This is a genomic window from Halalkalibacter urbisdiaboli, assembly GCF_002156385.1.
In the GTDB taxonomy this organism is placed as follows: domain Bacteria; phylum Bacillota; class Bacilli; order Bacillales; family Bacillaceae_D; genus Halalkalibacter_A; species Halalkalibacter_A urbisdiaboli.
Genome location: NZ_MVJM01000001.1, coordinates 74,754 through 98,220 on the forward strand (window position 1 = coordinate 74,754; position 23,467 = coordinate 98,220).

Consider the following 23,467-nt stretch of genomic DNA (forward strand, 5'->3'; position numbering starts at 1 on the left):
GATTAAAAAAATCCTTTTTGAATAGCTTGTAGCTATCCAAAAAGGATTATCATTTTTATTTCAATACAGCCTCTGCTTCATTACGGAACTGCTGTGCACCATCTTCAGGTGTCATGCGGTCGTATTTGATTAGCTCGATCATACGTTGGAACGCACCACGTACTTCAGATTCACCAGCTGGCGGTAGTGGATCAGCCGGACTTGTATAATCCGCTACTAATTCTAAGTAATCAAATGTCGCTTTAACTGGACCTTCAACCATTCCAGATAAATGCTCACGAACTTCAGATGAAATCGGAACACCACGATCCGCTCTTAAAATTTCATTCGCTTCTAAACTGTTTGTAAAGAAGTCAATAAATTGTGCTGCAGCTTCTTGCTGTTTTGAGTGACTAGAGATGGCAAATGACATACTTGGACGAATCCAGTTCCCATGCTGTCCCCCTTCTAAAGCAGGAAGGAGCGTTAAGCCTAATGTATCCTCTGTTTGCTGTGATGCACCAATAATTTGGTTACTTGCAGCTGTTTGAATTGCAGCTGAACCTTCCCCAACCATTGATTGACCACCTTCAACATATTCCATTGTAATGTCATGTGAAGGGGCTGCACCACTTGTTACCCAATCTTGAACAATTGTTAAAAATTTAACTAATGTTTCATCTTCATAACCAAAGCCAGTGCCATCTGCATTATATAAAGACTCACCACTTTGACGAGCAAATAAAGTGAACAATTCTAGTTCAGCATTTGCTAAATCATAACCAAAGAATTCACCAGAAGCAGATTCGCCAATTTTCAGCATCGCTTCTTTTACATCATCATATGTGTAACCAGGCTCAAGCGTAACACCATGCTCTTCTAGCAATGTTTCATTGACAATTGCTGCAAGTGCGTTAGCACCTAAAGAAACAGCAAGGACTTCACCATCAATATGGTTAATTTCTTGATAGACATCATCAACATTGTCTAAGTTAATCGTACCATCTTCAATATAAGGCGTTAAATCAGTTAGTAAATCACGTGAATTGTATTCGTTCATTTTTGAGTTATCCATATTAATAACATCTGGCAAATTACTAGCAGCAGCTTGTGTATTTAATTTTTCCCAGTAACCGTCCCAACCAGTGAACTCAGGTTCAACTGTAATATGAGGATATTCTGCTTCAAATAACTCAATCGCTTCAAGTGTCATGTCATGACGTTCTTGTCCGCCCCACCATGCCACACGAAGTACTACATCACCTTCGCTAGATTCTGAGGCAGATTCGCCACCGTTATCTGCAGGCTCCTCTGAGTCGCCACCAGTATCGTTGGAACTACATCCAACTAATGCAAAAACAAATACTAAAATAGAAAGCAACAGCCACTTAAACTTCTTACTTTTCATCATGATTCCCCCTTTAATTAATCTTGTAAGTGCTTACAAACTCATTATAGGTCTTTAAAAATCTCGTTTGTAGATAACAAATGTTAAATATTTTACAAAAAGTACGAATTGTTGTTGGTTTTTTTAGTTTTTTTGTAGTTTTTTTGATTTCTAGTCTAAAATAATAAATCAATTTTACTAAGTTATCCTCTACTAATGTAACATTAAAATCTATATCTGTGAATATTCAACAGCAACATCTAAAAAACTCCATTTCAGTTAGGAAAAATGTCTTCAGTCATCAGCCTCTCAAAAGCGAAAACTCCCTCGCTAATCAAACTATCAACAGACTGCTGCTCCTTTAATAGATTACCAAGGTATACAATTGCTTAATTTTCCTCGGCATAATCTATATTTTTTAGGGTATTTTCTGGAAAGTGCACCCGTTACGATAATGTAGAAAGGAGGAGAAAACACCTTCTTAGAAACGCTTACTGAAGCTATCCCTAAGTAAATTGGTATTCTGTTTCATCATGCTTCACATATTATTTTGAGGGGGGAACACATTGAAAAATATTAAGAAGATCTTATCTATGTTGATCATCATAGCCTTAATATTGCCTCAAGGTTTCAACGTTTCAACTGCATTAGCTGAAGAATCTACGAATATCATTCTTAAGCAAGGTTTCGAGGATGATACGATTGGGGATTGGGGATATAAGTCTTGGGGTACTAGCGGAGATATCTCCATTTCCACGGATCAAGCAGCGGAAGGAAGCAAATCATTATTATTCTCAAACCGAGTTTCTAGTGATAGTCACCCTTCCCTAAATTTAACCAATTACATGAAATCCGACCGTATCTATGATGTTTCGTTGAAGGTTCGTTTAGGTGAAGGAGAAGGCACCTACCGCGTAGCATCAAAGGTCGAATCACCTCTATTAGATAATAAATATCCTTGGATGATCGGCAATCAAACTGTCAATGCAACGGGTTGGACGACTTTTGAATATCAAGGATATGAGGTTCCTAGCAGCACATCAGAATTTCTAATTTGGCTTGAACCGGATAGTGCCAATTCCGCGGACATTTATATTGATGAAGTCCTCATCATTGATGTAACACCAGATAGTTCTACTCCTGATCAAGACGATTTGGATCAATCTGGCTTGATCTCGGATTTTGAAGATGGTACAAAACAGGGCTGGGTAGCACGAAACGGTTCAGACGCTATCGAAGTAACAGCTGCAGATAATCATACAGTTGATGGAGCAAGTAGCTTATTAACAGGAGCATCAAGTCAATATCAAGGACCATTATTAGATGTCCTTGGAAACATGCATAAAGGTCATATTTATGAGCTTTCTGTTTGGGTTAAAATGGCGCCAGGACAAGAATCTTCAAGGATTCGTCTGAGCGTACAGTCTGGTAGTGACGGCCCATATACGAACGTGTCTGCTAACGAAACCATTACCGACCAAGAGTGGGTACAATTAAAGGGCCAATACACATTAGCTACAAATGCAACTGTATTAAATGCCTATGTAGAATTAGCTGACGAGCCTGGTGAAGTTAGAGCGTTTTATATCGATGACTTTACATTAACTCATGTTGGTTCAGTTACTCCCCCACCTCCTATTCAAACCGATATCCCAAGCTTAAGAGAGGTTTACGCTGATTACTTTAAGATTGGGGCCGCAGTTGAAAATACCCACCTTTCTGGCTCACAAAAAGAATTGTTAGACTACCATTACAATTCTCTTGTTGCAGAAAATGTGATGAAGCCTGAATATATGAGTAAAAGTGTAGGTGATTACAACTGGGAGAACGGTGATGTGTTAGCCAACTATGTTAGAGCATACAATGAGGCAAACGATACTAAGTTTGATCTTCGCTTCCATACATTAGTGTGGCATAGCCAAGGTTCTGATTGGATGCTTAAGGATAATCAAGGGAACTGGCTAGAGCCAAATGCTGAAAACAAGCAATTAGTTTTAGAGCGGATGACTGACTATATTCATGCTGCCGTGGAAAGATATGGTGATATCATCACGGATTGGGATGTTGTCAATGAGGTTATCGATCCAGGTCGGCCTAACGGCATGCGTGACAGCCACTGGTATCGAATTACCGGCAAGGATTTTATCCGTACTGCATTTATAGAAACACGTAAAGCTCTTGATGCGAATGGATATGAAGGTAAGCTTTACATTAATGATTACAGTACACACAATCCACAAAAACGTGATTTCCTTTATGATCTAGTCGTTACCTTAAAAGCAGAAGGCGTTCCGATTGATGGTGTAGGTCACCAAACACATATTAATATTACTGGACCGTCCATTCAGCAAATTTCCGATTCTATAAAAAAATTCGGTCAAGCTGGTTTTGATAACCAAATTACTGAACTAGACATTTCAGTGTATACAAATAATAGTGATAGCTATGACACTGTCCCTGAAGAAATTCTTGTAAAACAAGGCTACCGCTATAAAGAGCTATTTGATGAGTTCATCCGTTTAGACGAGATGGGAAAAACGGAAGCTAATCCAGAAGGTTGGATTAGTAATGTAACATTATGGGGTATCGCGGATAATCATACATGGCTTCATAACCGTGGAACGACAAGACAGGATGCACCGTTCCCATTTGATAAGCAATACCAAGCAAAGCACGCTTACTGGGGTATGGTCGACCCTTCCAAGCTCCCGGTTTACTCGAAAACAGGAAATACCGCTCAGGGTACTCCGGTTATTGACGAAGAAACGGATTTAGTTTGGAGCACTGTTCCAGCAATGACGACTGATTTGATTGGTACATTGCAAGCAAACATTAAGACGTTATGGGATAAAGAAAACCTTTATGTTCATGTAACAGTTCAAGATGCTACGAATACGGATGGTGATCAAATTGAATTATTTGTAGATAACAATGGTATAGAAAGCGTTGTAATTCCTCGTTCAGCTGAGACTGTCGTTGAAGTTGACGGAGGATATGTAGTAGAAAAAGCTATCCCTCTTAACGGAAATGAGTTAGGTCCTGACGTTAAGTTCGATGTACGCGTGACCGATATGGGAGCCAATGACGGCTTAGCAGAACATAGTGGGAACGGCTCCATCGTTTCTTGGAGTGATCCACGTAATGCCCAACACTCAGACAGTGAAGGGTACGGCGTGCTAACCTTAGTTGAAGCGACAAAACTAGTAGATGTTCGTTTCGGGACACCAGTTATCGATGGTGAACAGGACGGCATATGGAATGCAACAACACCTCATCAGACAGATGTATGGGTAGAGGGAAGCAACGGCGCAACGGCCCAATTCCACACATTATGGGATGAGCATAACTTATACGTGTACGCGGTTATCACTGATAGTCTTTTATCAGCTAGCAGTGACGATGCTTGGCAGCAAGACTCACTAGAAATCTTTATCGATCAAAACAATGGAAAGACAACGAACTATGGCGAAGATGATGGTCAATATCGCATTAACTTCAATAATGAACGCTCTGTTGGTGGACACGCAAGCCTTGATAACTTTACATCGTTTACGAAAGTGACCGAAACAGGTTATATTGTAGAAGCTGCTTTTGCCCTTGACACAATCACGCCAACAGCTGGTACACTATTAGGATTTGACCTTCAAGTCAATAATGATGAAAACGGTAATGGAAGTCGTGACAGTGTAGCTACCTGGAACGATCCTACTGGCGCATCCTATATGGATACTTCAAGACTAGGAGTTTTAAGATTAATAGACGTTCCATTAAAGAAACAGAAGCCAGAAAAAAAATCAAAAAAAGTCAAAAAGCCGAAAAAAGAATAATAGGCAGCTCAATTAAAAGGCCTTATCTTTAACATAAAAGGGGATGTCTCCAAAGGTTAAGAACCTTTAGGACATCCCCTTTTTCTTTATGTTAATGTCGTGTACTCTTGAAACATATCCTTTACTTTCATTGGCTTATTTTCCTTGCTAGAGCGCCATACCCCTTCACCTACTGCAATCGAATAGGCACCTGCTTTTGCCCCTGCTAATATATCGTAAGGGCGAGTCGGATCTACTCCTAAGAAGATATCTTCCTGGAGAATAGGATCTCCTCCCCCATGCCCTCCCTCTCCTTGAACGACATGAATGCTCTCTTTTGCACCAAATAAAGGATAATAATCGATCGTTTGCTCAGGTACAGGAAACGGAACTCTGCTTAACTCATGAAATTCTTGCGTCTCGATTCTACCTTTTGTTCCATTAATGGCCAGTCGATATCCCTCAAATGGGACCGAAAAATTTATAGAATAGCTTAAAAATGCTCCCTTATCATATTTAACTGTGGCCACATACGTATCTTCAATATCAATTTCATGGTCAAAAATACAGGCATCAGGTCGATAGTTCGTATAGCTTTTAGCCGATTTCTCAATTCCTTCTGATTTTAGATGGTCATCCTTAATTTGAACAGTTCGACTTCGGTTATTCCATCTCATATAGTAATCACAATTAAGCTTCTCATCACAGGTTCCACAGTAACGTTTATCCGTTTGACTCGGATTAAGTTCGCCATCTTTCCCATAATAGTTCAATGCTCCGTACGCGAACACTTCCTCTGGCTTCTGATCTATCCACCAGTTAACAAGATCAAAGTGATGGGTTGATTTATGGATGGATAACCCACCAGAAAATTCTCTTTTACGGTTCCAGCGCTTAAAATAACTTGCACCATGATAAGTGTCGATATACCAATTCAAATCGACAGAGGTTACTCTACCTATTTTACCTTCCAATACCATTTCCTTAATTTTTCGGTGAAATGCATTATAGCGGTAATTAAATGCTACGATTACTTTACCTGAACTCTTTTCCTCTGCCTCCATTACTCGTTTGGCATCGCTTACAGTTGTAACCATAGGCTTTTCCGTTACAACCGTTAAATTATGCTCCAACCCTTTTAAAATATAATCAATATGCGTGTCATCCCGACTTGTGACAATGATCATGGTCGGTTTTGTTTCTTCAACCATTTTGTCAAATTGAGTTTCACTATATGCTGGAAGTGCAACCAGATTTGTGAATCTTTCTTTACATATTTCAATTCTACGCTCATCATTGTCGAGTAAGCCGACAATTTGATTTTGCTGAGCAAATTGTTGAATAACAGGTTCAATAAACATTCCTAATGCACGATTACTTACCCCACATACTGCAATTCGATTCATACGTGTTCCTCCTCCATATTAACCACAACAATAACAACGTTGTTAATTATAATTTTATTTTTTTTGCTCTTGTTTTGTCAATATAAATCAACATTATTAAAGAAAATCAATATTTTTTGTTGCTTATAAACTCTGTAAAGCGAAACCACGATTCACAGGCATTTGTCCATAAAGAGCTATGAGATTCTGACTCTGCCAAACCTAACCCATGTCGACCTGTTGAATAGACATGTAAGTCAAATAATACCCGGTGTTTTCGTAATCCTACAGCGAACTGTAGGCTATTTTCAACAGGAACCGAAGCGTCATCGGAGGTATGCCATAAAAAGGTAGGAGGAGTTTCCTCCGTTACTTGCGTTTCTTGACTTAGTAACGCAATCTCTTCATTTGATGGGTTTTCTCCTAGCAAATGATACCGGGATCCTTCATGTAAAAACGGCTCTTTCATCGTAATAACCGGGTAACAAAGGACTAACAAATCAGGACGACTTGACATTTGCTCAACTGGGTCTTCATCATTCGCTCTTCCAAAATCAAATGACGTGCCCGCAGTTGCCGCGAGATGTCCCCCTGCCGAAAAACCGAGAACTCCTAGTTTAGTAGGGTCTATCTTAAATTGGGATGCTTGATAGCGTACGGTTCGAATTGCCCGTTGAACATCTAGTTTTGCATTAGGATAGCGGTACGGGGCCACTCGGTACTTTAGCACAAAGGCAGAAATCCCTAATGAATTCAGCCATTTTGCAATCGGCTCCCCTTCATGATTCGCTCTTGAACGATAGCCACCACCTGGGCAAACAATAACACAAGGGCGCTGTTCTCCCTCTACTAAATAAGCGGTGATTGTTGGTTTATCTTCGTCTGACGTTCCTAATGCATTCGGTGCCCCTTCTGGCCACAGTAATTGTTCCATCTACTAACCTTCTTTCTCATCAATTTTCTTTAATGCGATACCGAGCTGCTTCACTTGTCTCAAATGCATATAGGTCGGGTGCTACTAATGAGACAGAAATCAGTTCGTCTTGGTTAAACACCGTAATTGGTGCCTTTGAATAAACGTAACAGCGTTCACCGTTTTTTGAAATAACGTCTGCTTCTTCTAGCCTTCCACCTTTCCAGTTTATATTAATCTCAAAACCACCTCTCACCCTTAACCCTGTTACCGAACCTTCAGACCAGCAGCTAGGCAAGGCGGGAAGGAAATGAAGATAGCCAACATGCGACTGAACAAGCATTTCAACAATTCCAGCTGAAAAACCGAAATTCTCATCAATTTGAAAAGGTGGATGAGCATCAAAAAGATTCGGATAGACCCCGCCTTGTTCTTTTCTTTCTGAATCCTCAGTCACTAGCTGCAATAAATTATGAATAAATGTAAACGCTCGCTCGCCGTCATAAAACCGCGCCCATAAACAAAGCTTCCAAGCTAAGCTCCAGCCTGTGCCTTCGTCTCCTCTTCTTTCTAATGATTTCATTGCCGCGGAGAACAAGTCTGGTGTTGCTTTAGTAATTTGTCGCCCAGGAAAGACCCCAAAAAGATGAGAAACATGGCGATGATGAATATCTTCATCCTCTAGGTCATGGGACCACTCTTTTAACTGCCCGTACTTCCCAATTTCTAACGGTAGCAACCGTGAACGTGCCTCTAATAATTCATGCCTAAAGGACGCATCAATTTCTAATAGCTCAGCAGCTTCCGATGTATTTGTAAAGACATCCCATATTAATTGTAAATCCATTGTCGCAGCAATACTTACAGCGGCAAGCCCATCTTCCGCTTTAAATTTATGCTCCGGTGAGGTAGAAGGTGCGGTTACGAGATAACCTTCCTCATTCTCGATTAACCAATCTAAACAAAATAAGGCTGACTCTTTCATTACAGGATAGGCTTTTTCACGTAGAAACGTTTGATCCATTGAAAAGGTATAATGCTCCCACAAATGTGATGCCAGCCACGGTCCAGCCATCGGCCAGCTTGCCCAAACAGGATCACCATGGCCATAACCACCAACTGGGGCTGCATGTCGCCATAAATCAGCATTATGGTGGGCGCACCACCCACGCGTGCCATAATTTATTTTTGCTGTTTCTGCACCTGTTATTGCAATCTCTTCAATAAATGTTAAAAAGGGTTCGTGGCATTCAGAAAGGTTACACACCTCAGCAAGCCAATAGTTCATTTCTGCGTTAATATTTAGCGTATAATTGCTACTCCATGGTGGACGAAGGTCTTGATTCCAGATTCCTTGCAAATTTGCTGGCTGTGTGCCAGGTCGAGAGCTTGCAATGAGCAAATACCGGCCGTATTGAAAAAGAAGCTCAATAAGTTTTGGATCACGAGCACCAAATGTATTAATTCGTTCGTCCGTTTGCAGCTCTTCACTGCCACTAGATTTCCCTAATTCAAGCTTAACGCGCTGAAACAGCGCTTGATAGTCTTCTACATGCCTTTTTTTTAGTCTCTCATACGTTTGTTCAAACGCATCCTGTAAATGTTTTTCCGCAAGTTGAGAAGGCTTTTTTCCACTTGCACCCGGTTTTTCGTCGAATCCTTCAAAATTCGTTGCAGCACTAAAAAGGATCGTAACGCTCGTGGCATTCTTAATATGTAAACCAGAGTCATCCACAAATACCTCTCCGTCTGTACATCTTGCTTTTAATTGTCCAGAAAACTGAATCGCATCGGATTGTTCCGGTTCTCCGTAAACGATAGGTTCGTTTTGTTCGTGATAGTAATTAGGATCGACCCGTTTTGGACAAATTCCTGTTATTTGATAAATATCTCCCTGAGAACTTATTTCCGTGTTTAATAGACTCGTTAGATGAGCAGACATATTCAATCTTGTCGGCTCACTAACAGTTACATGAACAACGAGTACTTGGTCTGGAAATGAGGTGAAGATTTCTCTAGTATAAATCACGTCATTGACTTGATAAGATATACGAGCGATCCCAGTCTCAAGGTCTAATTCTCTTGCAAACGAATCATAGGAATGGTCATGGTCAAAATGAAGTACGAGATTACAAAAAGGTAAATAAGATTGTGCATAAGGACCCATCATTTCCTTACTTAGTCTGTCTGCCTCTTGATATTTTTGTTCAAATAACAATTTTCGTATCTTCGGAAGATAATCTTTTGCTTTCGGATTATTTATATTTTCCGGTGGACCTGACCAGAGTGTATCCTCATTTAGTTGAAGTTGCTCGTTATCGACTCCTCCAAATACCATCGCTCCAAGACGACCATTCCCAAGCGGAAGTGCTTCCGTCCATGTTTGCGCCGGACGTTTATAATATAATTTCATCAGAACATCTCCTTATTCCTGTGTCATATCGGTCTATTTTATCTAGAATGACCTCCGTTAAAATCGGAACCTGAAGCTCTTTTATTCTTGAACAATTAACCTCGCAATCTCAAGCTTCTCGTACACAAAAATGAGTATCATCCTTTGTCCCTTTCAGGAATATTTATGTACTCATTCGGTTGCAACCACATGACTCTCTTTAAAATGTAATCGCATTCAAAATATTTAATAGTGTACCATCGTACGATCATCAAATACATGGTTTTTATTAACCTATATTTAGAAATTGTTCAGCTTAAAAATCGTACTATTCCATGAACATCCTGTTGATAGCCCTTTCAATCAGCGATAAACTTTGGTATGTTAAGTAAAAGGAGTTGAACAAGATTTTGAATAAAAATAAATTTATTGCATCCGGACTTATTTATTTTGTAGCTATCATCGTTTGGGTTATCATTTTTGTATCATTAGGTGCCTTTTTCTTTATGGATTACATTATTTGCGGCGTTTTCCTCTATCTTGGTATTAAAAATTATCGTCAATATAAGAAAGCACAAGCAAACGCAGGTCCAACAGAATAACATCCTTGGAGTCCGAATGAATAAAACAATTCAAGGACTCCTTTTTCATAAAAAAAGGGTTGTTCCAAAAGGAAAAAATAACCTTTTGGAACAACCTCGAAGGAATGCACGCAGGAAAACATAGCTATTAAACTCTTTACTTTTGAAACATCCCATACACTATTGATTTAATTCTACCGATTCTGTTAAAAAGGAAGAGCCGTTCCGATAAAAACGCGGATCAAAAATAGCCAGCATGTCATCCTCTTCAACTACAACAACAAAAGGAGACCATTCCATTAATACCGGTGCTTTCGGATTCCCAGAAAACAATGGGTCTAGATCTGCATCTTCGTCAGAATATAAAGCTTCTACTAAAACGGATTCTCTCCAAACGGTTGTATGATAAATATTAACAATCTCGTCTGATTTTGCGATCACAGAAAAATGCCATGGAACAAAACTCGCAGCTAAAGCTACTTCTTCATACGTTTGCTGAGCTTCTTGTTTGATTATCATCCCTTGAACACTCTGCACCGCAACATGTAATGCCATACAAACTAATACCCATCTCCATACTCTATAAGAAGAGAATCGTTTTACAGCCTTTGTGACAATAAAGCCTGACAGAATGAAACCCCAAAACACCAAATCTACAATGGGAATGAAACCAAGACTAACGCGCATCGATGAAATCGGTTCTAGTAAACCCGTTCCCCAATTATTCAACGAATCTACGGAAATATGAATCACAACGTTCAGCCACGCTAAATAAAAAATCAACCTATCCTTGCGTTTCCAAATAAGCAATGCAACCGCATAAATAAGGAGTGCCCAAAACGGTGTGAGAAAAATGGAATGTGTGAGCCCGCGATGCCACATTTGTTCCATAACTCTCCCGGTTTCTGTTAGATTGGCAACGACATCAATATCAGGAATTTGTGCACCCGCTACCGCTGAAAAAAGCAGTGCTCGCTTAGTCTGTTTATCTTGTTCTTCTTTTTTTACTGCCCCATATGTTGTCAAACCTAAAAGCGTATGAGTAATCGTATCCATTTATTTTCCTCAACTTTTTTGAAATTCGTTTCTTTTATCATAACGAATTCGTCAGCTAAATCCAATACATATGTTTGAAAGGCCCGACTCGAGGTTATTCCAAAGGTAATAATCCTTGGAACAACTTCGACCCCTTTTACTTAAATTGTTCACTAAACCAAGCGCTTGCTTTTTCTACTTCTTCTCGAGTTAACTCGTGACCGCCTGATGTCCAAAACTCTGTCACAGTCGAACCAGCCTTGCGTAAATCCTCAATTAGTTCCTTCGTTTCATTTTCAGGAATTAACGGGTCACGCTTGCCAGCACCGATAAATACAGGAGTACCATTCAAGTTTGGAATTTCGACACCGCGACGTGGAACCATTGCATGAAACAAAATTGCTCCTTTTAACGATTGTTCATGATGATACATGAGACTCGCAGCAATATTCGCACCATTTGAATAGCCAATTGCGACCACATTGTTCCGATCGAATCCGTACTGTTTGGCGCTGTCTTCAATAAAGCCATTCAATTCTGTTGTACGAAAAACGAGATCCTCCTCATCAAATACCCCTTCAGCTAAACGACGGAAAAAGCGAGGCATTCCATTTTCAAGTACATTTCCTTTTACACCTAAAATCGCGTTATTTGGAGCAATCATGTTTGCTAGGGGTAGTAAATCACGTTCGCTCCCTCCAGTACCATGTAAAAGCAACAGGACTGGTGCCTGTTTGTCTTTTCCTTCAACAAATAAATGTTTCATTATCTTACCTCCAATTCTTAGTTTTTTGTATCCAATGGCTTTAAACGCGCTTCAATTTGTTCACGTTGATCCTCGAAATACGGAGGGAGAGATAAGCGTTCCCCTAAAGATTCAAAAGGTTCATCTCCTTCAAATCCAGGTCCGTCAGTAGCAAGCTCAAATAAAATTCCATTTGCTTCACGGAAATAAAGCGAACGGAAATAATAGCGCTCGACAAAGCCAGAGTTTGGCAGGCCAATCCCGTGAATGTATTCCACCCACTTATTTAATTCCTCTTCCGTTTCAACACGGAAGGCAACGTGGTGAACACTGCCGCGGCCTGGTCGTTCACGGGGCAAGTCTGTACGCTCTTCAATATGGACCTCTGCACCAGTCCCACCTTCACCTGTTTCAAACACTCGAATATCATTTTGCCCTTGAATGAATGACGGATAGCTTCGTGTTTCACGATAGCCCATAATATCTCTGAGTACTTTAGCTGTTATTTCAGGACGTGACACAGTCAACATGACTGGACCTAAACCAATGATCCCATGCTCTACTGGAACAGGGCTTTGCTCCCAAGGCTTTCCACCAGCAACTCCTTTATTGTTCTCATCTGATACGAGCATTAATCGCTGCCCTTCGAAATCACGGAATGAAAGTGTTGCACGTCCTGTATGAAGCGAAATTTCATCATGTTCAACATCATGCTCCACAAATCGCTGTTTCCAATAGTGAAGTGACTCATCTGTCGCTACACGAAGAGACGTTAAAGAAATACTATTTGTTCCTTTATACGTTTGACCAGCATGAGGAATCTCAAAGAATGTTAAGTCCGTACCAGGATTACCTCTCTCATCTGCGTAAAATAGATGATAAACAGACGTATCGTCTTGGTTAACCGACTTTTTCACTAAGCGTAGCCCTAGTACCTTCGTATAAAAACGATAATTTTCTTTCGCATTTGCTGTTATGGCCGAAACATGATGCTGGCCTTTTAACGGTTTTAACTCCATGGCATTCACTCCTCGATTTATTCGTATCCAAGTTATAGCTTCTTTAATAGGTTTAATAATTGTTTCTGTTCTTGCTTTGTTAATGACTGAAACTGAGCCGATTGGAAGGCCTCCTGCTGTGGAACGACGTCATTGTATAGCTTTTCCCCTATTGGTGTGAGCTTAATATGCTTTGTTCGCCATTCCTGCTCTCTCTTTACATAACCTTGCTTTTCGAGCTTTGAGATAAGCTGGGTCATATTCCCTTTGGTTACAAATAGTTTATCTGCAAGGGCTTGCTGAGAAATGGGCTGATGAGCCCCAATTTGTACAAGCAGATCAAATTGTGCAATTGTTAATTCCCATTTTTTTAAATGCCGATTCGATAACCGGATGCTTTGATTATAAAAACGGGCAAGTCGAAACCACAATAATAAACCCATCCGTTCCTCTTGTTGCTTAGATCGGAATTGTGCGTCACTCATCACTACGCCCTCCTGTTTTTATCAGTTTAGCTCTAAACTAATAAAAAGTAAAGTAATTTACTTACTTTTTATTAGTTTGTTTTAGATTCTACTTTGCTTTATTATTTTCTTAGAAAAAAATAAAAACGTCCCCTAAAATTAAGGAACGATCTTGGGTTAATTATTTGGTTCGGTCTTTCCATTCTAACAAAACAGAAACAACTTTCATAAGAGTCTCCTGATCTTCTTTACTAATGCTATGTAATTGAACCATTAACTGGTCAATAACGTCATTTTCATTTGTCGTCGAAAAACGAAATAAGTCCGCTAATGAGATCTGCAAAGCATTAGCTACTTTTTCAACTGTTTCAACCGTTGGGTTTTTCTCTCCCCGTTCGAGCTGTCCAATATATGTAGGATGCAAAAATGCTTTATGTGCTAACTCTTCCTGACTTAATCCTTGCTCCTTCCTTAGCTTTCGCAGTCGTTCACCTATGATTTTCGAGATTTTTCCTTTCGGCATTCCATCACCTCTAGATAAAACTATACCGTTATTTTCTTTGAAAATTGAAGATACTAAATATATCATTTATTGATTTTTTTACTGACTATAAGTATGATAATGATGAGTTTTATTGTTTTTTTATGTGTATTTCTACTCCTTACTAATAGAAAGGAATGATAGATTTGTTTGAGCAATTATCAGATAGAATGCTAATTCAGGCCTATAATAAAGCAATTGAGCTTAAGCTTGAACAAGATTTTATTGACATGTTAAAAAAGGCAATCAAAAAAAGAAATCTGTTTAAAGCTTAATCTTCATTATTTTTTTCTTCAAATAAATCTTCAATCGAAATATTTCTCCTTTTTATTTCCCGTTCTAATAATTGAATAAACTCACAATCCACTCCTAGCAATACTGCCTTCACATACGTTTCCGATAATAATTTATCTGTCATGTATTTCATTTAAACTTCTCCTTTTTAAGCGAGTGGCTTTCTGTCCCCTACACCTTTAAAAATAGTATAATTTTCAAACTTAGCAGTGCCAACACATAAAATTTTCCATTAAAAAATAGGATTTTGGTCATACTACGTACCAAAAGGAGTTGAAAAGGATGGATATAACTAAAACAAAAGAAATCAGCAGCTACATTAGTAAGCTTCTGCGGGATACGTTTGGAAAAGGACCTGAAGGGGTTTATATTTCATTTGGCTATTCGTTCGTGACCATTTACATTCGAAATTTGTTATCGCCAACAGACAAAATTTTAATGGAACAAGAACAAGAACAGACTATCGACAAAACAAGAGATATTGTATTTGCAACAATGCTCCCAGAGATAAAGACCTACATTAAAGTTCTTACTGGCCTTAACATACGTGAATTTTATTATGATTGGTCCTTACATAATCGTTCAGCCATGGTAACAGGAATTATGACTGAACAGATTGAAATACAAGGAATGAGCGAGCACTTTCCTGGAAAGGAAGAATTTCATAAAGAATTAACCCATATAAGTGTGCAGGCAGAAAAGGCACCTGATGAGTTATTTTCATATAAACTAAATGACCGGACGCTTGTCGTTATTAGAAATGGCATACTCGTCAATATCGAGAAAGAATTAATTCGTAAAGGACTTCAAAGTCAACTGCGAATAGCAAAAAGAAGTCTCGAAAAACGATTACTTCATAATAACAATCATTTTGAATCACTTTTAAAGGTAAAAGTAATTGACATTTTTGTTGATTGGGACTTTGATCTAGATAAAAGTATTTTTCTATTTATTTTAAACCCATCAACATAAAAAGCTACACCCATACACGAAGCCATTGCCCCCTCTACACGCCCCTTTCTTGTTGAGGAGGGCAACGGATTCGGAGCTATTGATTCCTCCTTTCATAACGTCTACTCATTCCCCTTACTAAATCGTTTTCAACTTAACATTATCTTAGTGTTACAAAAAAAAATGCCTATATTTCCCTAATCAATATCATAATTTACAGCAAGCTCCATAATGATTATATGTAGATAAAATATCCGCGAAGATAAGGGGGGGGGGAGTATGTCCATTCGAACGGGGGAGCAATATAAGGATCGAATAAATCAGCTACGTTCTGAAATTTGGTTCGATGGCAAACCAATTAAAAACACTATCTCCGATCATCCAGCCTTTAAAGGGGTCATCAAAACACAGTCAACACTTTATGATCTTCAGCACGATGAAGCGTTACTTAACACGATGACATACGAATTGCCATCAACAAAGGAGCGTATCGGTACTTCTTTTTTAATTCCTAAATCGGTAGAGGACCTTAAAAAAAGACGACTTGCGACGCAGCAATGGGCGAAGGTTAGCGGTGGAATGCTTGGAAGAAGCCCTGATTATATGAATACAGTCTTAACAGCCTTTGCTGCATCAAAAGAACTATTAAAAGACAAAGAGAACTGCTTTCCAAATCATTTAGAGTCGTTTTACAATTATGCCCGTAAAAACGACCTATGTCTTACTCATACTTTTATTAATCCTCAAGTTAATCGTTCACAATTACACATTGAAGATCCTGATGAAATCATCGCTGCCCAAATTGTTAATAAAAATAAGAAAGGGCTAGTCATTAAAGGTGCACGACTTTTAGCTACACAAGGTGGAATTACTGATGAAATTTTAGTCTTTTCGTCCTCTAGCGTAAATCCAGCCAATGCTTTCGGTTTTGCCATACCTAGTAATACGAAAGGCTTAAAATTCATTTGTCGCGAATCCTTTTCTTATAAAAATTCAACATTTGATTACCCTCTTAGCGCTCGTTTTGAAGAAAATGACGCAATTGTTGTGTTTGATGATGTTCTCGTCCCATGGGATCGAGTGTTTTATTATGAAAACTTGGACGTTTCAAATCAGATGTTTTCTGACAGCTTATTCATTCCGCTTACCCTACATCAAGTCATATCTCGCCAAGTCGTAAAAACTGAGTTTATTTTAGGCGTCGTCCAATCCATTGTCGATACGATAAATATTAGCGAGTATCAGCATGTAAAAGAGAAGGTTTCAGAGATTATTATCGCTCTTGAAACATTAAAAGCATTATTGATTGCCTCTGAGGAAGGCGCAGTAGAAACCAACTCGGGTGTCATTGTTCCAGATCATTACCCTTTATACTCTGCCATCAATACATTTCCAAAACTATACCCTCGATTCACAGATATAATCCAACTTCTCGGCGCAAGTGGGATGATCACGCTTCCTACCGAAGAGGCGTTCCATTCAGAAGTATCAGAAGACATTAAGCACTATTTACAAGGGGCTACAAAGCCTGCTGAGGAACGAGTGAAATTATTTAGACTTGCATGGGATTTATGTATGAGCGCTTTTGGCACAAGACAGACATTGTATGAACGTTTCTTTTTTGGTGATCCCATTCGCCTTTCGCAAAGCTTATATCAAATTTATAACCGTGAAGCAGCTGTGCAAAGCGTTCATGATTTTTTGAATATTAAACATTAACGGACTAGTTTAGTTTAAGTCATTCTTTTTAAAGAAGGAATTGGAATACTTTTATAGAAATAAGTGTTTAACTCTATAAAGGAGCTGATTAGATTGAAACGATTCCACGTTTACGTTGAATTTATTGATGGTCTCAAAATCACCTTTAAGACCAAGTCAGACGTAAGAAAGGAAATGTTTCAACAGACTATTGATGGTGAAAGCTGTATCGTAACAGATGATGACATTGTTTTAAACTTAGCTAAAATCAAGAATATGAAAGTGAAACGATTACGATTTTAGTGCAGCAAGGACACTTTATAGCTCTAACAGCTTCCTCCAAGATGTTCCCCCTTTCCTATCTAGAAATTTAACAGGGCATTTTTTAAGGGATGCCCTGTTCTATGTCAATGAAGTTAGAGACGCCCCAAAAGGTAAAATCTACCTTTTGGGGCGTCTCTGTTCCATTTCGATTGTTAAATCATATAAGTCCCGAAAAAGAGCGCCAATTGAGAAGTCAGTGAACAGGTAAAAATCTACCTTTTTCATTGTCCTCTATTTTGACGCTCTATTCTTCATTACACACCAGGAGCTGGAGTAAACCAAGAAGCTCCAATAATGATTAGAAGGATAAACAGAACAATGATTAATGCAAAGCCACGTCCTGCTCCATAACCAGCTGTATGGTAGCCAGCTGCAGGATAACCAGCTCCAGCTACAGGAGCACCGTAGCCATAACCAGCTCCATATCCAACAGGTGTAGTTGCTGCCGCACCAGCTGCAGTACCCGCTGCTGCACCAACCGCTGCACCAGCCGCAGGTCCAAAGAACATTTAAAGCACCACCTTCCAAAGGAGATACTGACACGTTATGTTTCCTTTTCAAAAAATGACTCAGTTATTTTTAAAATTAGCTAAAGTTAGGCTTGGTTGAGGATTTTCCCACTATGTAAATACTTACCTTCCTCTCACCCTTACACGATTCACACATGCCTACCCTCCTACATACGTTGTGGATATCACGTCTAAATCCTGGAACAAAGGAGATTAGAATGATGGATATTACAGTCGTACATTGGTTATATTTAACAGGGACCTGTCTGATCATTTTGACAATGTTATACAGACAAAACGTTGTCGTTCCAGCAATTGTCATGAGCTTTTTAGTTGGCTGGACATTCACTGGATCTTTTCTTGACGGGGTACACACTATATTTAATGCAAGTTTGACAGCAGCTGGTGAGCTCTTTCACATATTTCTCATTATTGCGATTATGACTGCCCTCCTTCAATCATTGAAATCCATAGGGGCAGATGAACAAATGATTACGCCGTTTCAAGCTGTGATGAAAAATGGAACCATCTCTTTTTGGGTTCTCGTTATCGTCACCTATGTGTTATCGCTGTTTTTCTGGCCAGCACCAGCTGTCCCGTTAATCGGGGCCCTTTTAATTCCTGTAGCTATTAGGGCGGGGCTTCCTCCAATCGGTGCAGCTTTAGCCATTTCACTTGCAGGCCATGGAATGGCATTATCATCAGACTATGTTTTAAAAGTTGCCCCAGGACTTACAGCTTCGTCAAACGTGATTGAACCGAGTCTCATTGCCGACCGAGCACTCATTCTCTCGGTCATTACAGGGATTATCGCACTGACTCTTGCGTATTTTACAGTTCGCAAATCAATTATTCAGCCCGCAAAGAAAAATGTAACTGAATGGGAACAGAGTGGGGATGAGGACGTTCAATTAGACAGTGATCATGTTGATATAAAAAAAGGACGGTATAGCTCTTGGTTTGCGTTTCTCGTTCCAGCAACTTTCTTTACGATTATTCTATATGTTGTTCTCGCAACATTTACAAACATCGTACCACCTATAGAAGATGGGGCTGGTGCTTCTTTAATCGGTGGTACTGCGGTCATTTTGCTTCTCTTGATTTCACTTTTTCGAAATTACCGTAGAACCCTTAAGGAAGTTAGTGATCACCTGATTAGTGGCTTTGTCTTCGCCTTCAAAGTAATGGGGCTCGTTATACCAATTGCTGGGTTCTTTTTCATTGGGAGTGGTGAGTTTTCAGCTCAAATCCTTGGGTTAGACGATTCAACGGAGTCACCTGCCTTCTTACTAGACTTAGTCGAGGCAAGTCAATCGGTGATACCCGAAAATGCCTTTATAACCGGATTTGGTATTCTCATCTTAGGAATGATTTCTGGGCTAGATGGCTCTGGTTTTTCTGGATTACCTCTTATAGGTTCCTTAGCCGAACCTTTAGCCCAATCTGTCGGCGTTGATCCTGCTACATTAGCAGCAATCGGCCAAGTGGGTGCAATTTGGGTCGGTGGCGGTACATTGGTCGCTTGGTCACCAATCATTGCCATAGCAGGCTTTGCGAAGATTTCTGTACTTGATCTCGTAAGAAAAAGCTTTATCCCCGTTATAACCGGGCTGATTGTTTCAACGATTCTCGGCTTGCTTCTCTTTTAATTTTTCAGACTAACAGAATGGTGGTCAGACTTCGACTACCATTCTGTTATCGTTTAATTCATCATTCATCTTCATTCCCTCTCCCTTCATAATCTGCTAAAATTAAGGACGTGGAAAAAGGAGGGATGTATTTTGTATAAAGGAAAGGTTGACTGCGAAGCGAATATCTATTTATATTCTAAGCCAGGCACACCTAGAGACGGCGTCTTAAAACGCATTCACCGTATTTCAAACTATATGAATAACCATGTGAAAATAACCAACGTACATATTCGTGATACAGGGTATGATGAGAATAAGAATGAGCATTACACATCCCTTTCTGTCATTGCAGAGGTTTTAGTCAAATACGATCCGACTATTTCTCATCTTAACGATTACCGCGTAAAAGCATGTACTGAATTTAGAAAAGCATTTCCAAGTGCTGGCGCCGTCATGGCCCATTCTATCGACACCTATAATGCCATTAGGTTAACTGGATATACTGAATAGATAGTGTCCCAATAGGTAGATTTTTACCTTTTGGGACATCTCCGCTCACCGCCAAGAACACAGGCGCATTCCCTGTCCTTTTATTACAGTTAAGCATCGAGCTTTCGATTACTAACTTCTGTTTGATAAACCGGAAAATGAACATTGTAAATAATCGAAAGAATCCGGAGTGAGAATGTAATAAATAGACATAAGTATAACGCAATAATCGGTGAAAAGATTTCATATGTAATTAAAAAACAAACGGCACCTAAAATCGACGCAATGGCATAGATTTCTTTGCGAAACACGTAAGGAATCTCCTTTGAAAACACATCACGTAACACCCCACCACCAATACCGGTTATCAATCCCATCGCAACAACTAAAAACGCATAATCTTCATAATAGAGCATAGCCGTGTTTGCTCCAACCGCTGTAAAAACCCCTAACCCAATAGCATCTGAAATGAGGATAACATGCTTCAACCTCATCATACTTTTATAAAATATCCAGGTGAGAAGTCCAGCTATTAAACTAACAAGAAAATAGCTCGGCTTTACAAAGGCAACGGGTGGGATGTTTCCAAGCAACACATCACGAATCAGGCCCCCTCCTAACGAAGTTGTTACACACAAAAAAACAACTCCAAATAAATCAAGCTGTTTCTTAATTCCTATTAAAGCTCCAGAAATTCCAGCAGCTACAATGCCTAAGTAAACAAATAACTCAATTAAAATCATCGTCATTTCCTACACTTTCTTAATCAAATAATAAATAAGTATACTTATAACAATAAATAAAAACAAGATAAAAAGCTGTAGGACAATAAAACAGAGAGGATGTACAATGACATCCCCTCGCTTTTTAATCCTTTTGCGCCTTGCGTTCTTTCTCCAAATCAATGGACAATAAATATTGAATTAACGCGTCTTGCTCTTCCTTCGAAAACCCAGTACTCTTATCCACCCAGAATTCATGGCCCTCACCTGAAACATGAGCGTCTTGCAACCGTTGTGTTCCACGATTTGCTGCGATTACTTTTTTTCTTAATTGCTTATCTACAAGCGCCTTTAAACTATTATAAGGATCAGGATGTATTCCATTATTCAACGTACCTGGAAGCCCTAGCTCCGTTTCTATATCACGTCCAACAGCCACGCCGCCATCGTGTAAATAAGGTGCAGAATATTTTAAGCCAACTAAACCTTTCACTTTATAGCCTCCATTTGTATCATAAGCAAATGAAAGCTTTAATTGTTCTCGGTCCAAGTTCTCGATCGGCATTTTTACGATTTCTGCATTTTCCGGTATAGGAATTGGTGTATCAAGTTGATAAATCCATGGTTCTTCCATTAGCTTCTTTGTATCTTTAAACGCTTTTGCACGTGAGGTTTCTGTTTGAATTTCTTCGACTGCAATGACTTTGTTATTCGTTCTTGCGTGTCCAGCATGACAACGAATACAACCCGCTTTTTCAAACACTTCCCTTCCCGTTGCTTCTATAGAATTGTACGAATCTAATTTACTAGGTGGGACTAGTGTGTTTTGATACGCAGAGATCTCATTTAACTCCTCAAGCACATATGACCCGTCTGTTCCAATAACAGTGCCATTTGGTGCAAATAACGACAAATTCGGAAATGTCGGCGGTGCATATGAATCATTCAGTCCAAGAATTCGCTTATTATTGTTTCGGCTCGCTAAAAATTCTGAGGGAGATTGACCTGATTCAGGATCATATCGATATTTAGAACTCGGTGCATTTTGTAAGATGGTCCCTGCATACAAATCCTTATCAATTCCAAATAAGCTGTCACTTTGTGCGGTTTGCGCTAATAAGTCTGTATTTTGAGCATGAACATTATTATTAAACGCTGATAATCCTTTAAATGGGCCAACTGCAGCATGTCCACTCCAGCCATACGGATGATCGCCTAATGTAAACGCATCCGGAATTTGAGAAGGATTGTTTTCGAAATCGTTCGTTGAATCAAAGTTTCCTTTTGGCCATTTTAAAAACGCCTCATCTACTTTTGCTTCCAATGTTTCCGCATCAGGTAAAGTAAGAGTGCGCTGCAGGCTTTTTTCTTGTACCCATTCTTGCTTATGTAGATACGTCTGCAACACCTTCGGATCGACATCACTATTCGATAAAAAACCAACTGAATTCGTCGCCAATGCTAATAATAAACCGCCATTCAAGTTAGCATTCGGGGCTCCTTCAATAACCTTACCTGTATCACGATCAACGGATGCATGACAAGCCGCACAAGTAATCCCAGCTTTTATACGCCCATCTTTAATGGTAATCGGCATACCTAGTGGCGCAAATGCCCCCTTTGGCACATCCAAGCCGGTTTCTATGACTTCGCCTTTTTTAAATTGACGCCCCCCTACTAACGCATCTTCTGCTAGCTCAACTTTTAAGTTATCCGTCCCCTCTCCCCTCACTTTAAGAACCGCCTTCGCAATATTAAATAAGGAAAGTGGGCCATCTAAAACACCAACGACATCCGTAATAAATTCTTCGTTATTAAAGGTCTCTTCATAAAATAAAGCTCGACCTTCTTCTATTGTTTGTTCATCAATTTTTACAGCACCATTTTGCAACGATAAAAATGACTGACCCTCTTCCGTTTTAAGAAGTTCATTCGCATCTTTTTCATCAATCGTCAAGCCGAAAATATCATACCCATAGGTTTCATTCATTTTGTGATAAAGTGGATGATTTAACGTATTTTCAGCACTTGGATGAACTGCGTATTTTGGTTCTAAAGCATTTATACTGTTATAAAGAACAATGACGATTCCAACAATGACAATCCAAACCCATAAACGACGCAAAACCAAGCCCCCTTGTTGTTTATTTATGGATTACTATTTAGCAAATGGAGGGACAATATACATTAATCGAATGATAATAATGTTTAAACTAAAAAAGACAAACGAAAAGTCCAGTTACAACTCTTCGTCTGTCTCCTTTATAACTATGTTTAAGCCGTCGTCACTTGATGAAGATTGTTTTGCCTTTCAACAATCCAGCATAGCAATTCTAATTCTTTTAATTCAAGCTCTCGGTTTAACTTCGTCTCGAAAAATGTTATCAACTCAGATAAATCAACCATATTTCTACCCACTTTTGTCAAATTTCTTCTATTATAAATCATTACAGAAATCAGTCAAACAGAGAAATCTTATTTTTATACTTTCTTAATATTTATTTAATATACTTTAAACTCTACTTTATTAGAGATGCCCCTGCATCTTTCTAATTTGTTCAAATTTCCTCACCCAACCTGTTCCTTCTCTACAATCAACCACCCCGCTAATTAACTTATCGAT

The 23,467-nt window shown here is 39.2% G+C and carries 22 protein-coding genes; 8 read left to right on the forward strand and 14 right to left on the reverse strand.

Translation table 11 applies throughout. The annotated features are described in order from the left end of the window. Positions 1-55: 55 nt before the first annotated feature. The gene (locus tag B1R93_RS00390) at positions 56-1,387 is read right to left on the reverse strand and encodes an ABC transporter substrate-binding protein (protein WP_088102020.1); all 1,332 of its coding nucleotides are present in this window, start codon (positions 1,385-1,387) and stop codon (positions 56-58) included. A 545-nt stretch (positions 1,388-1,932) separates the two neighbouring features. Here B1R93_RS00390 and B1R93_RS00395 point away from each other — a divergent pair. Beyond that, entirely contained in the window at positions 1,933-5,193 is a 3,261-nt protein-coding gene (locus B1R93_RS00395) for an endo-1,4-beta-xylanase (RefSeq protein ID WP_088102021.1), read from the forward strand. A gap of 86 nt (positions 5,194-5,279) precedes the next feature. Here the strand turns inward: B1R93_RS00395 and B1R93_RS00400 are convergent, their stop codons facing one another. The 3 genes from B1R93_RS00400 to B1R93_RS00410 all read right to left on the reverse strand — a co-directional run bounded on the left by B1R93_RS00400 (position 5,280) and on the right by B1R93_RS00410 (position 9,883). Next, positions 5,280-6,578, reverse strand: a complete 1,299-nt coding sequence (locus tag B1R93_RS00400) for a Gfo/Idh/MocA family protein (protein WP_088102022.1) — start codon at positions 6,576-6,578, stop codon at positions 5,280-5,282. 106 nt (positions 6,579-6,684) lie between these two features. Then, entirely contained in the window at positions 6,685-7,491 is an 807-nt protein-coding gene (locus B1R93_RS00405) for an alpha/beta hydrolase (protein ID WP_088102023.1), read from the reverse strand. A gap of 19 nt (positions 7,492-7,510) precedes the next feature. Then, on the reverse strand, positions 7,511-9,883 hold the full coding sequence (locus B1R93_RS00410) for a glycoside hydrolase family 95 protein (RefSeq protein ID WP_088102024.1): 2,373 nt from the start codon (positions 9,881-9,883) through the stop codon (positions 7,511-7,513). 389 nt (positions 9,884-10,272) lie between these two features. Between B1R93_RS00410 and B1R93_RS00415 the strand changes: the two genes are divergently transcribed. Continuing rightward, complete coding sequence (locus B1R93_RS00415; protein ID WP_088102025.1) at positions 10,273-10,464, forward strand: hypothetical protein; 192 nt, start codon at positions 10,273-10,275, stop codon at positions 10,462-10,464. Positions 10,465-10,623: 159 nt separating this feature from the next. On the opposite strand, the gene B1R93_RS00420 is transcribed toward B1R93_RS00415, so the two are convergent. The 5 genes from B1R93_RS00420 to B1R93_RS00440 form a co-directional block, all read right to left on the reverse strand. Next, positions 10,624-11,499, reverse strand: coding sequence for a metal-dependent hydrolase (locus B1R93_RS00420; protein WP_088102026.1), 876 nt, complete (start codon positions 11,497-11,499; stop codon positions 10,624-10,626). 136 nt (positions 11,500-11,635) lie between these two features. After that, positions 11,636-12,244: an alpha/beta hydrolase gene (locus B1R93_RS00425; RefSeq protein ID WP_088102027.1), complete on the reverse strand. Its 609-nt coding sequence runs from the start codon at positions 12,242-12,244 to the stop codon at positions 11,636-11,638. Between the two features lie 17 nt (positions 12,245-12,261). Next, entirely contained in the window at positions 12,262-13,242 is a 981-nt protein-coding gene (locus tag B1R93_RS00430; protein WP_088102028.1) for a ring-cleaving dioxygenase, read from the reverse strand. 32 nt (positions 13,243-13,274) lie between these two features. Continuing rightward, positions 13,275-13,706: a MarR family winged helix-turn-helix transcriptional regulator gene (locus B1R93_RS00435; protein WP_088102029.1), complete on the reverse strand. Its 432-nt coding sequence runs from the start codon at positions 13,704-13,706 to the stop codon at positions 13,275-13,277. Positions 13,707-13,866: 160 nt separating this feature from the next. Further along, entirely contained in the window at positions 13,867-14,208 is a 342-nt protein-coding gene (locus B1R93_RS00440; protein ID WP_088102030.1) for a helix-turn-helix domain-containing protein, read from the reverse strand. A gap of 164 nt (positions 14,209-14,372) precedes the next feature. Here B1R93_RS00440 and sda (B1R93_RS00445) point away from each other — a divergent pair, with 164 nt between their 5' ends. Then, positions 14,373-14,501, forward strand: a complete 129-nt coding sequence (gene sda / locus B1R93_RS00445; protein ID WP_280949446.1) for a sporulation histidine kinase inhibitor Sda — start codon at positions 14,373-14,375, stop codon at positions 14,499-14,501. Here sda (B1R93_RS00445) and sda (B1R93_RS00450) read toward each other — a convergent pair. Continuing rightward, the gene (gene sda, locus B1R93_RS00450) at positions 14,498-14,653 is read right to left on the reverse strand and encodes a sporulation histidine kinase inhibitor Sda (RefSeq protein WP_088102032.1); all 156 of its coding nucleotides are present in this window, start codon (positions 14,651-14,653) and stop codon (positions 14,498-14,500) included. The two genes, sda (B1R93_RS00445) and sda (B1R93_RS00450), sit on opposite strands and share 4 nt — an antisense overlap. A 149-nt stretch (positions 14,654-14,802) precedes the next feature. Here sda (B1R93_RS00450) and B1R93_RS00455 point away from each other — a divergent pair, with 149 nt between their 5' ends. The 3 genes from B1R93_RS00455 (at position 14,803) to B1R93_RS00465 (ending at position 17,472) form a co-directional block, all read left to right on the forward strand. Continuing rightward, the gene (locus tag B1R93_RS00455; protein ID WP_088102033.1) at positions 14,803-15,492 is read left to right on the forward strand and encodes a Na-translocating system protein MpsC family protein; all 690 of its coding nucleotides are present in this window, start codon (positions 14,803-14,805) and stop codon (positions 15,490-15,492) included. A gap of 258 nt (positions 15,493-15,750) precedes the next feature. Further along, a complete protein-coding gene (gene hpaB, locus B1R93_RS00460) occupies positions 15,751-17,190 on the forward strand; it encodes a 4-hydroxyphenylacetate 3-monooxygenase, oxygenase component (protein ID WP_088102034.1) in 1,440 nt (479 codons plus the stop codon). 93 nt (positions 17,191-17,283) lie between these two features. Beyond that, complete coding sequence (locus B1R93_RS00465; protein ID WP_088102035.1) at positions 17,284-17,472, forward strand: hypothetical protein; 189 nt, start codon at positions 17,284-17,286, stop codon at positions 17,470-17,472. Positions 17,473-17,747: 275 nt separating this feature from the next. Here B1R93_RS00465 and B1R93_RS23575 read toward each other — a convergent pair whose 3' ends face one another. Further along, the gene (locus tag B1R93_RS23575; protein WP_088102036.1) at positions 17,748-18,002 is read right to left on the reverse strand and encodes a YjcZ family sporulation protein; all 255 of its coding nucleotides are present in this window, start codon (positions 18,000-18,002) and stop codon (positions 17,748-17,750) included. Between the two features lie 221 nt (positions 18,003-18,223). On the opposite strand from B1R93_RS23575, the gene B1R93_RS00475 reads away from it, so the two are divergent. Together B1R93_RS00475 and B1R93_RS00480 are read left to right on the forward strand one after the other, a co-directional pair. Beyond that, positions 18,224-19,651: a hypothetical protein gene (locus B1R93_RS00475; protein WP_088102037.1), complete on the forward strand. Its 1,428-nt coding sequence runs from the start codon at positions 18,224-18,226 to the stop codon at positions 19,649-19,651. A 132-nt stretch (positions 19,652-19,783) separates the two neighbouring features. After that, positions 19,784-20,143 (forward strand): hypothetical protein, encoded by a 360-nt coding sequence (locus B1R93_RS00480; RefSeq protein WP_088102038.1) that lies wholly within the window; start codon positions 19,784-19,786, stop codon positions 20,141-20,143. A gap of 89 nt (positions 20,144-20,232) precedes the next feature. Here B1R93_RS00480 and B1R93_RS00485 read toward each other — a convergent pair whose 3' ends face one another. The 3 genes from B1R93_RS00485 to B1R93_RS23580 form a co-directional block, all read right to left on the reverse strand. Continuing rightward, the gene (locus tag B1R93_RS00485; RefSeq protein ID WP_088103344.1) at positions 20,233-20,865 is read right to left on the reverse strand and encodes a trimeric intracellular cation channel family protein; all 633 of its coding nucleotides are present in this window, start codon (positions 20,863-20,865) and stop codon (positions 20,233-20,235) included. 124 nt (positions 20,866-20,989) lie between these two features. Beyond that, the gene (locus B1R93_RS00490) at positions 20,990-22,969 is read right to left on the reverse strand and encodes an electron transport protein (protein WP_088102039.1); all 1,980 of its coding nucleotides are present in this window, start codon (positions 22,967-22,969) and stop codon (positions 20,990-20,992) included. Between the two features lie 149 nt (positions 22,970-23,118). Next, positions 23,119-23,250: a hypothetical protein gene (locus B1R93_RS23580; protein WP_280949447.1), complete on the reverse strand. Its 132-nt coding sequence runs from the start codon at positions 23,248-23,250 to the stop codon at positions 23,119-23,121. Between the last annotated feature and the right edge of the window lie 217 nt (positions 23,251-23,467).

What these genes read in the sequence shown, in the direction of transcription:
- B1R93_RS00390 (WP_088102020.1), bottom strand. Translation starts at nt 1,387, where the DNA reads ATGAAAAGTAAGAAGTTTAAGTGGCTGTTGCTTTCTATTTTAGTATTT.
- B1R93_RS00400 (WP_088102022.1), bottom strand. Translation starts at nt 6,578, where the DNA reads ATGAATCGAATTGCAGTATGTGGGGTAAGTAATCGTGCATTAGGAATG.
- B1R93_RS00405 (WP_088102023.1), bottom strand. Translation starts at nt 7,491, where the DNA reads ATGGAACAATTACTGTGGCCAGAAGGGGCACCGAATGCATTAGGAACG.
- B1R93_RS00410 (WP_088102024.1), bottom strand. Translation starts at nt 9,883, where the DNA reads ATGAAATTATATTATAAACGTCCGGCGCAAACATGGACGGAAGCACTT.
- B1R93_RS00420 (WP_088102026.1), bottom strand. Translation starts at nt 11,499, where the DNA reads ATGGATACGATTACTCATACGCTTTTAGGTTTGACAACATATGGGGCA.
- B1R93_RS00425 (WP_088102027.1), bottom strand. Translation starts at nt 12,244, where the DNA reads ATGAAACATTTATTTGTTGAAGGAAAAGACAAACAGGCACCAGTCCTG.
- B1R93_RS00430 (WP_088102028.1), bottom strand. Translation starts at nt 13,242, where the DNA reads ATGGAGTTAAAACCGTTAAAAGGCCAGCATCATGTTTCGGCCATAACA.
- B1R93_RS00435 (WP_088102029.1), bottom strand. Translation starts at nt 13,706, where the DNA reads ATGAGTGACGCACAATTCCGATCTAAGCAACAAGAGGAACGGATGGGT.
- B1R93_RS00440 (WP_088102030.1), bottom strand. Translation starts at nt 14,208, where the DNA reads ATGCCGAAAGGAAAAATCTCGAAAATCATAGGTGAACGACTGCGAAAG.
- sda (WP_088102032.1), bottom strand. Translation starts at nt 14,653, where the DNA reads ATGAAATACATGACAGATAAATTATTATCGGAAACGTATGTGAAGGCA.
- B1R93_RS00455 (WP_088102033.1), top strand. Translation starts at nt 14,803, where the DNA reads ATGGATATAACTAAAACAAAAGAAATCAGCAGCTACATTAGTAAGCTT.
- hpaB (WP_088102034.1), top strand. Translation starts at nt 15,751, where the DNA reads ATGTCCATTCGAACGGGGGAGCAATATAAGGATCGAATAAATCAGCTA.
- B1R93_RS23575 (WP_088102036.1), bottom strand. Translation starts at nt 18,002, where the DNA reads ATGTTCTTTGGACCTGCGGCTGGTGCAGCGGTTGGTGCAGCAGCGGGT.
- B1R93_RS00475 (WP_088102037.1), top strand. Translation starts at nt 18,224, where the DNA reads ATGGATATTACAGTCGTACATTGGTTATATTTAACAGGGACCTGTCTG.
- B1R93_RS00485 (WP_088103344.1), bottom strand. Translation starts at nt 20,865, where the DNA reads ATGATTTTAATTGAGTTATTTGTTTACTTAGGCATTGTAGCTGCTGGA.
- B1R93_RS23580 (WP_280949447.1), bottom strand. Translation starts at nt 23,250, where the DNA reads ATGGTTGATTTATCTGAGTTGATAACATTTTTCGAGACGAAGTTAAAC.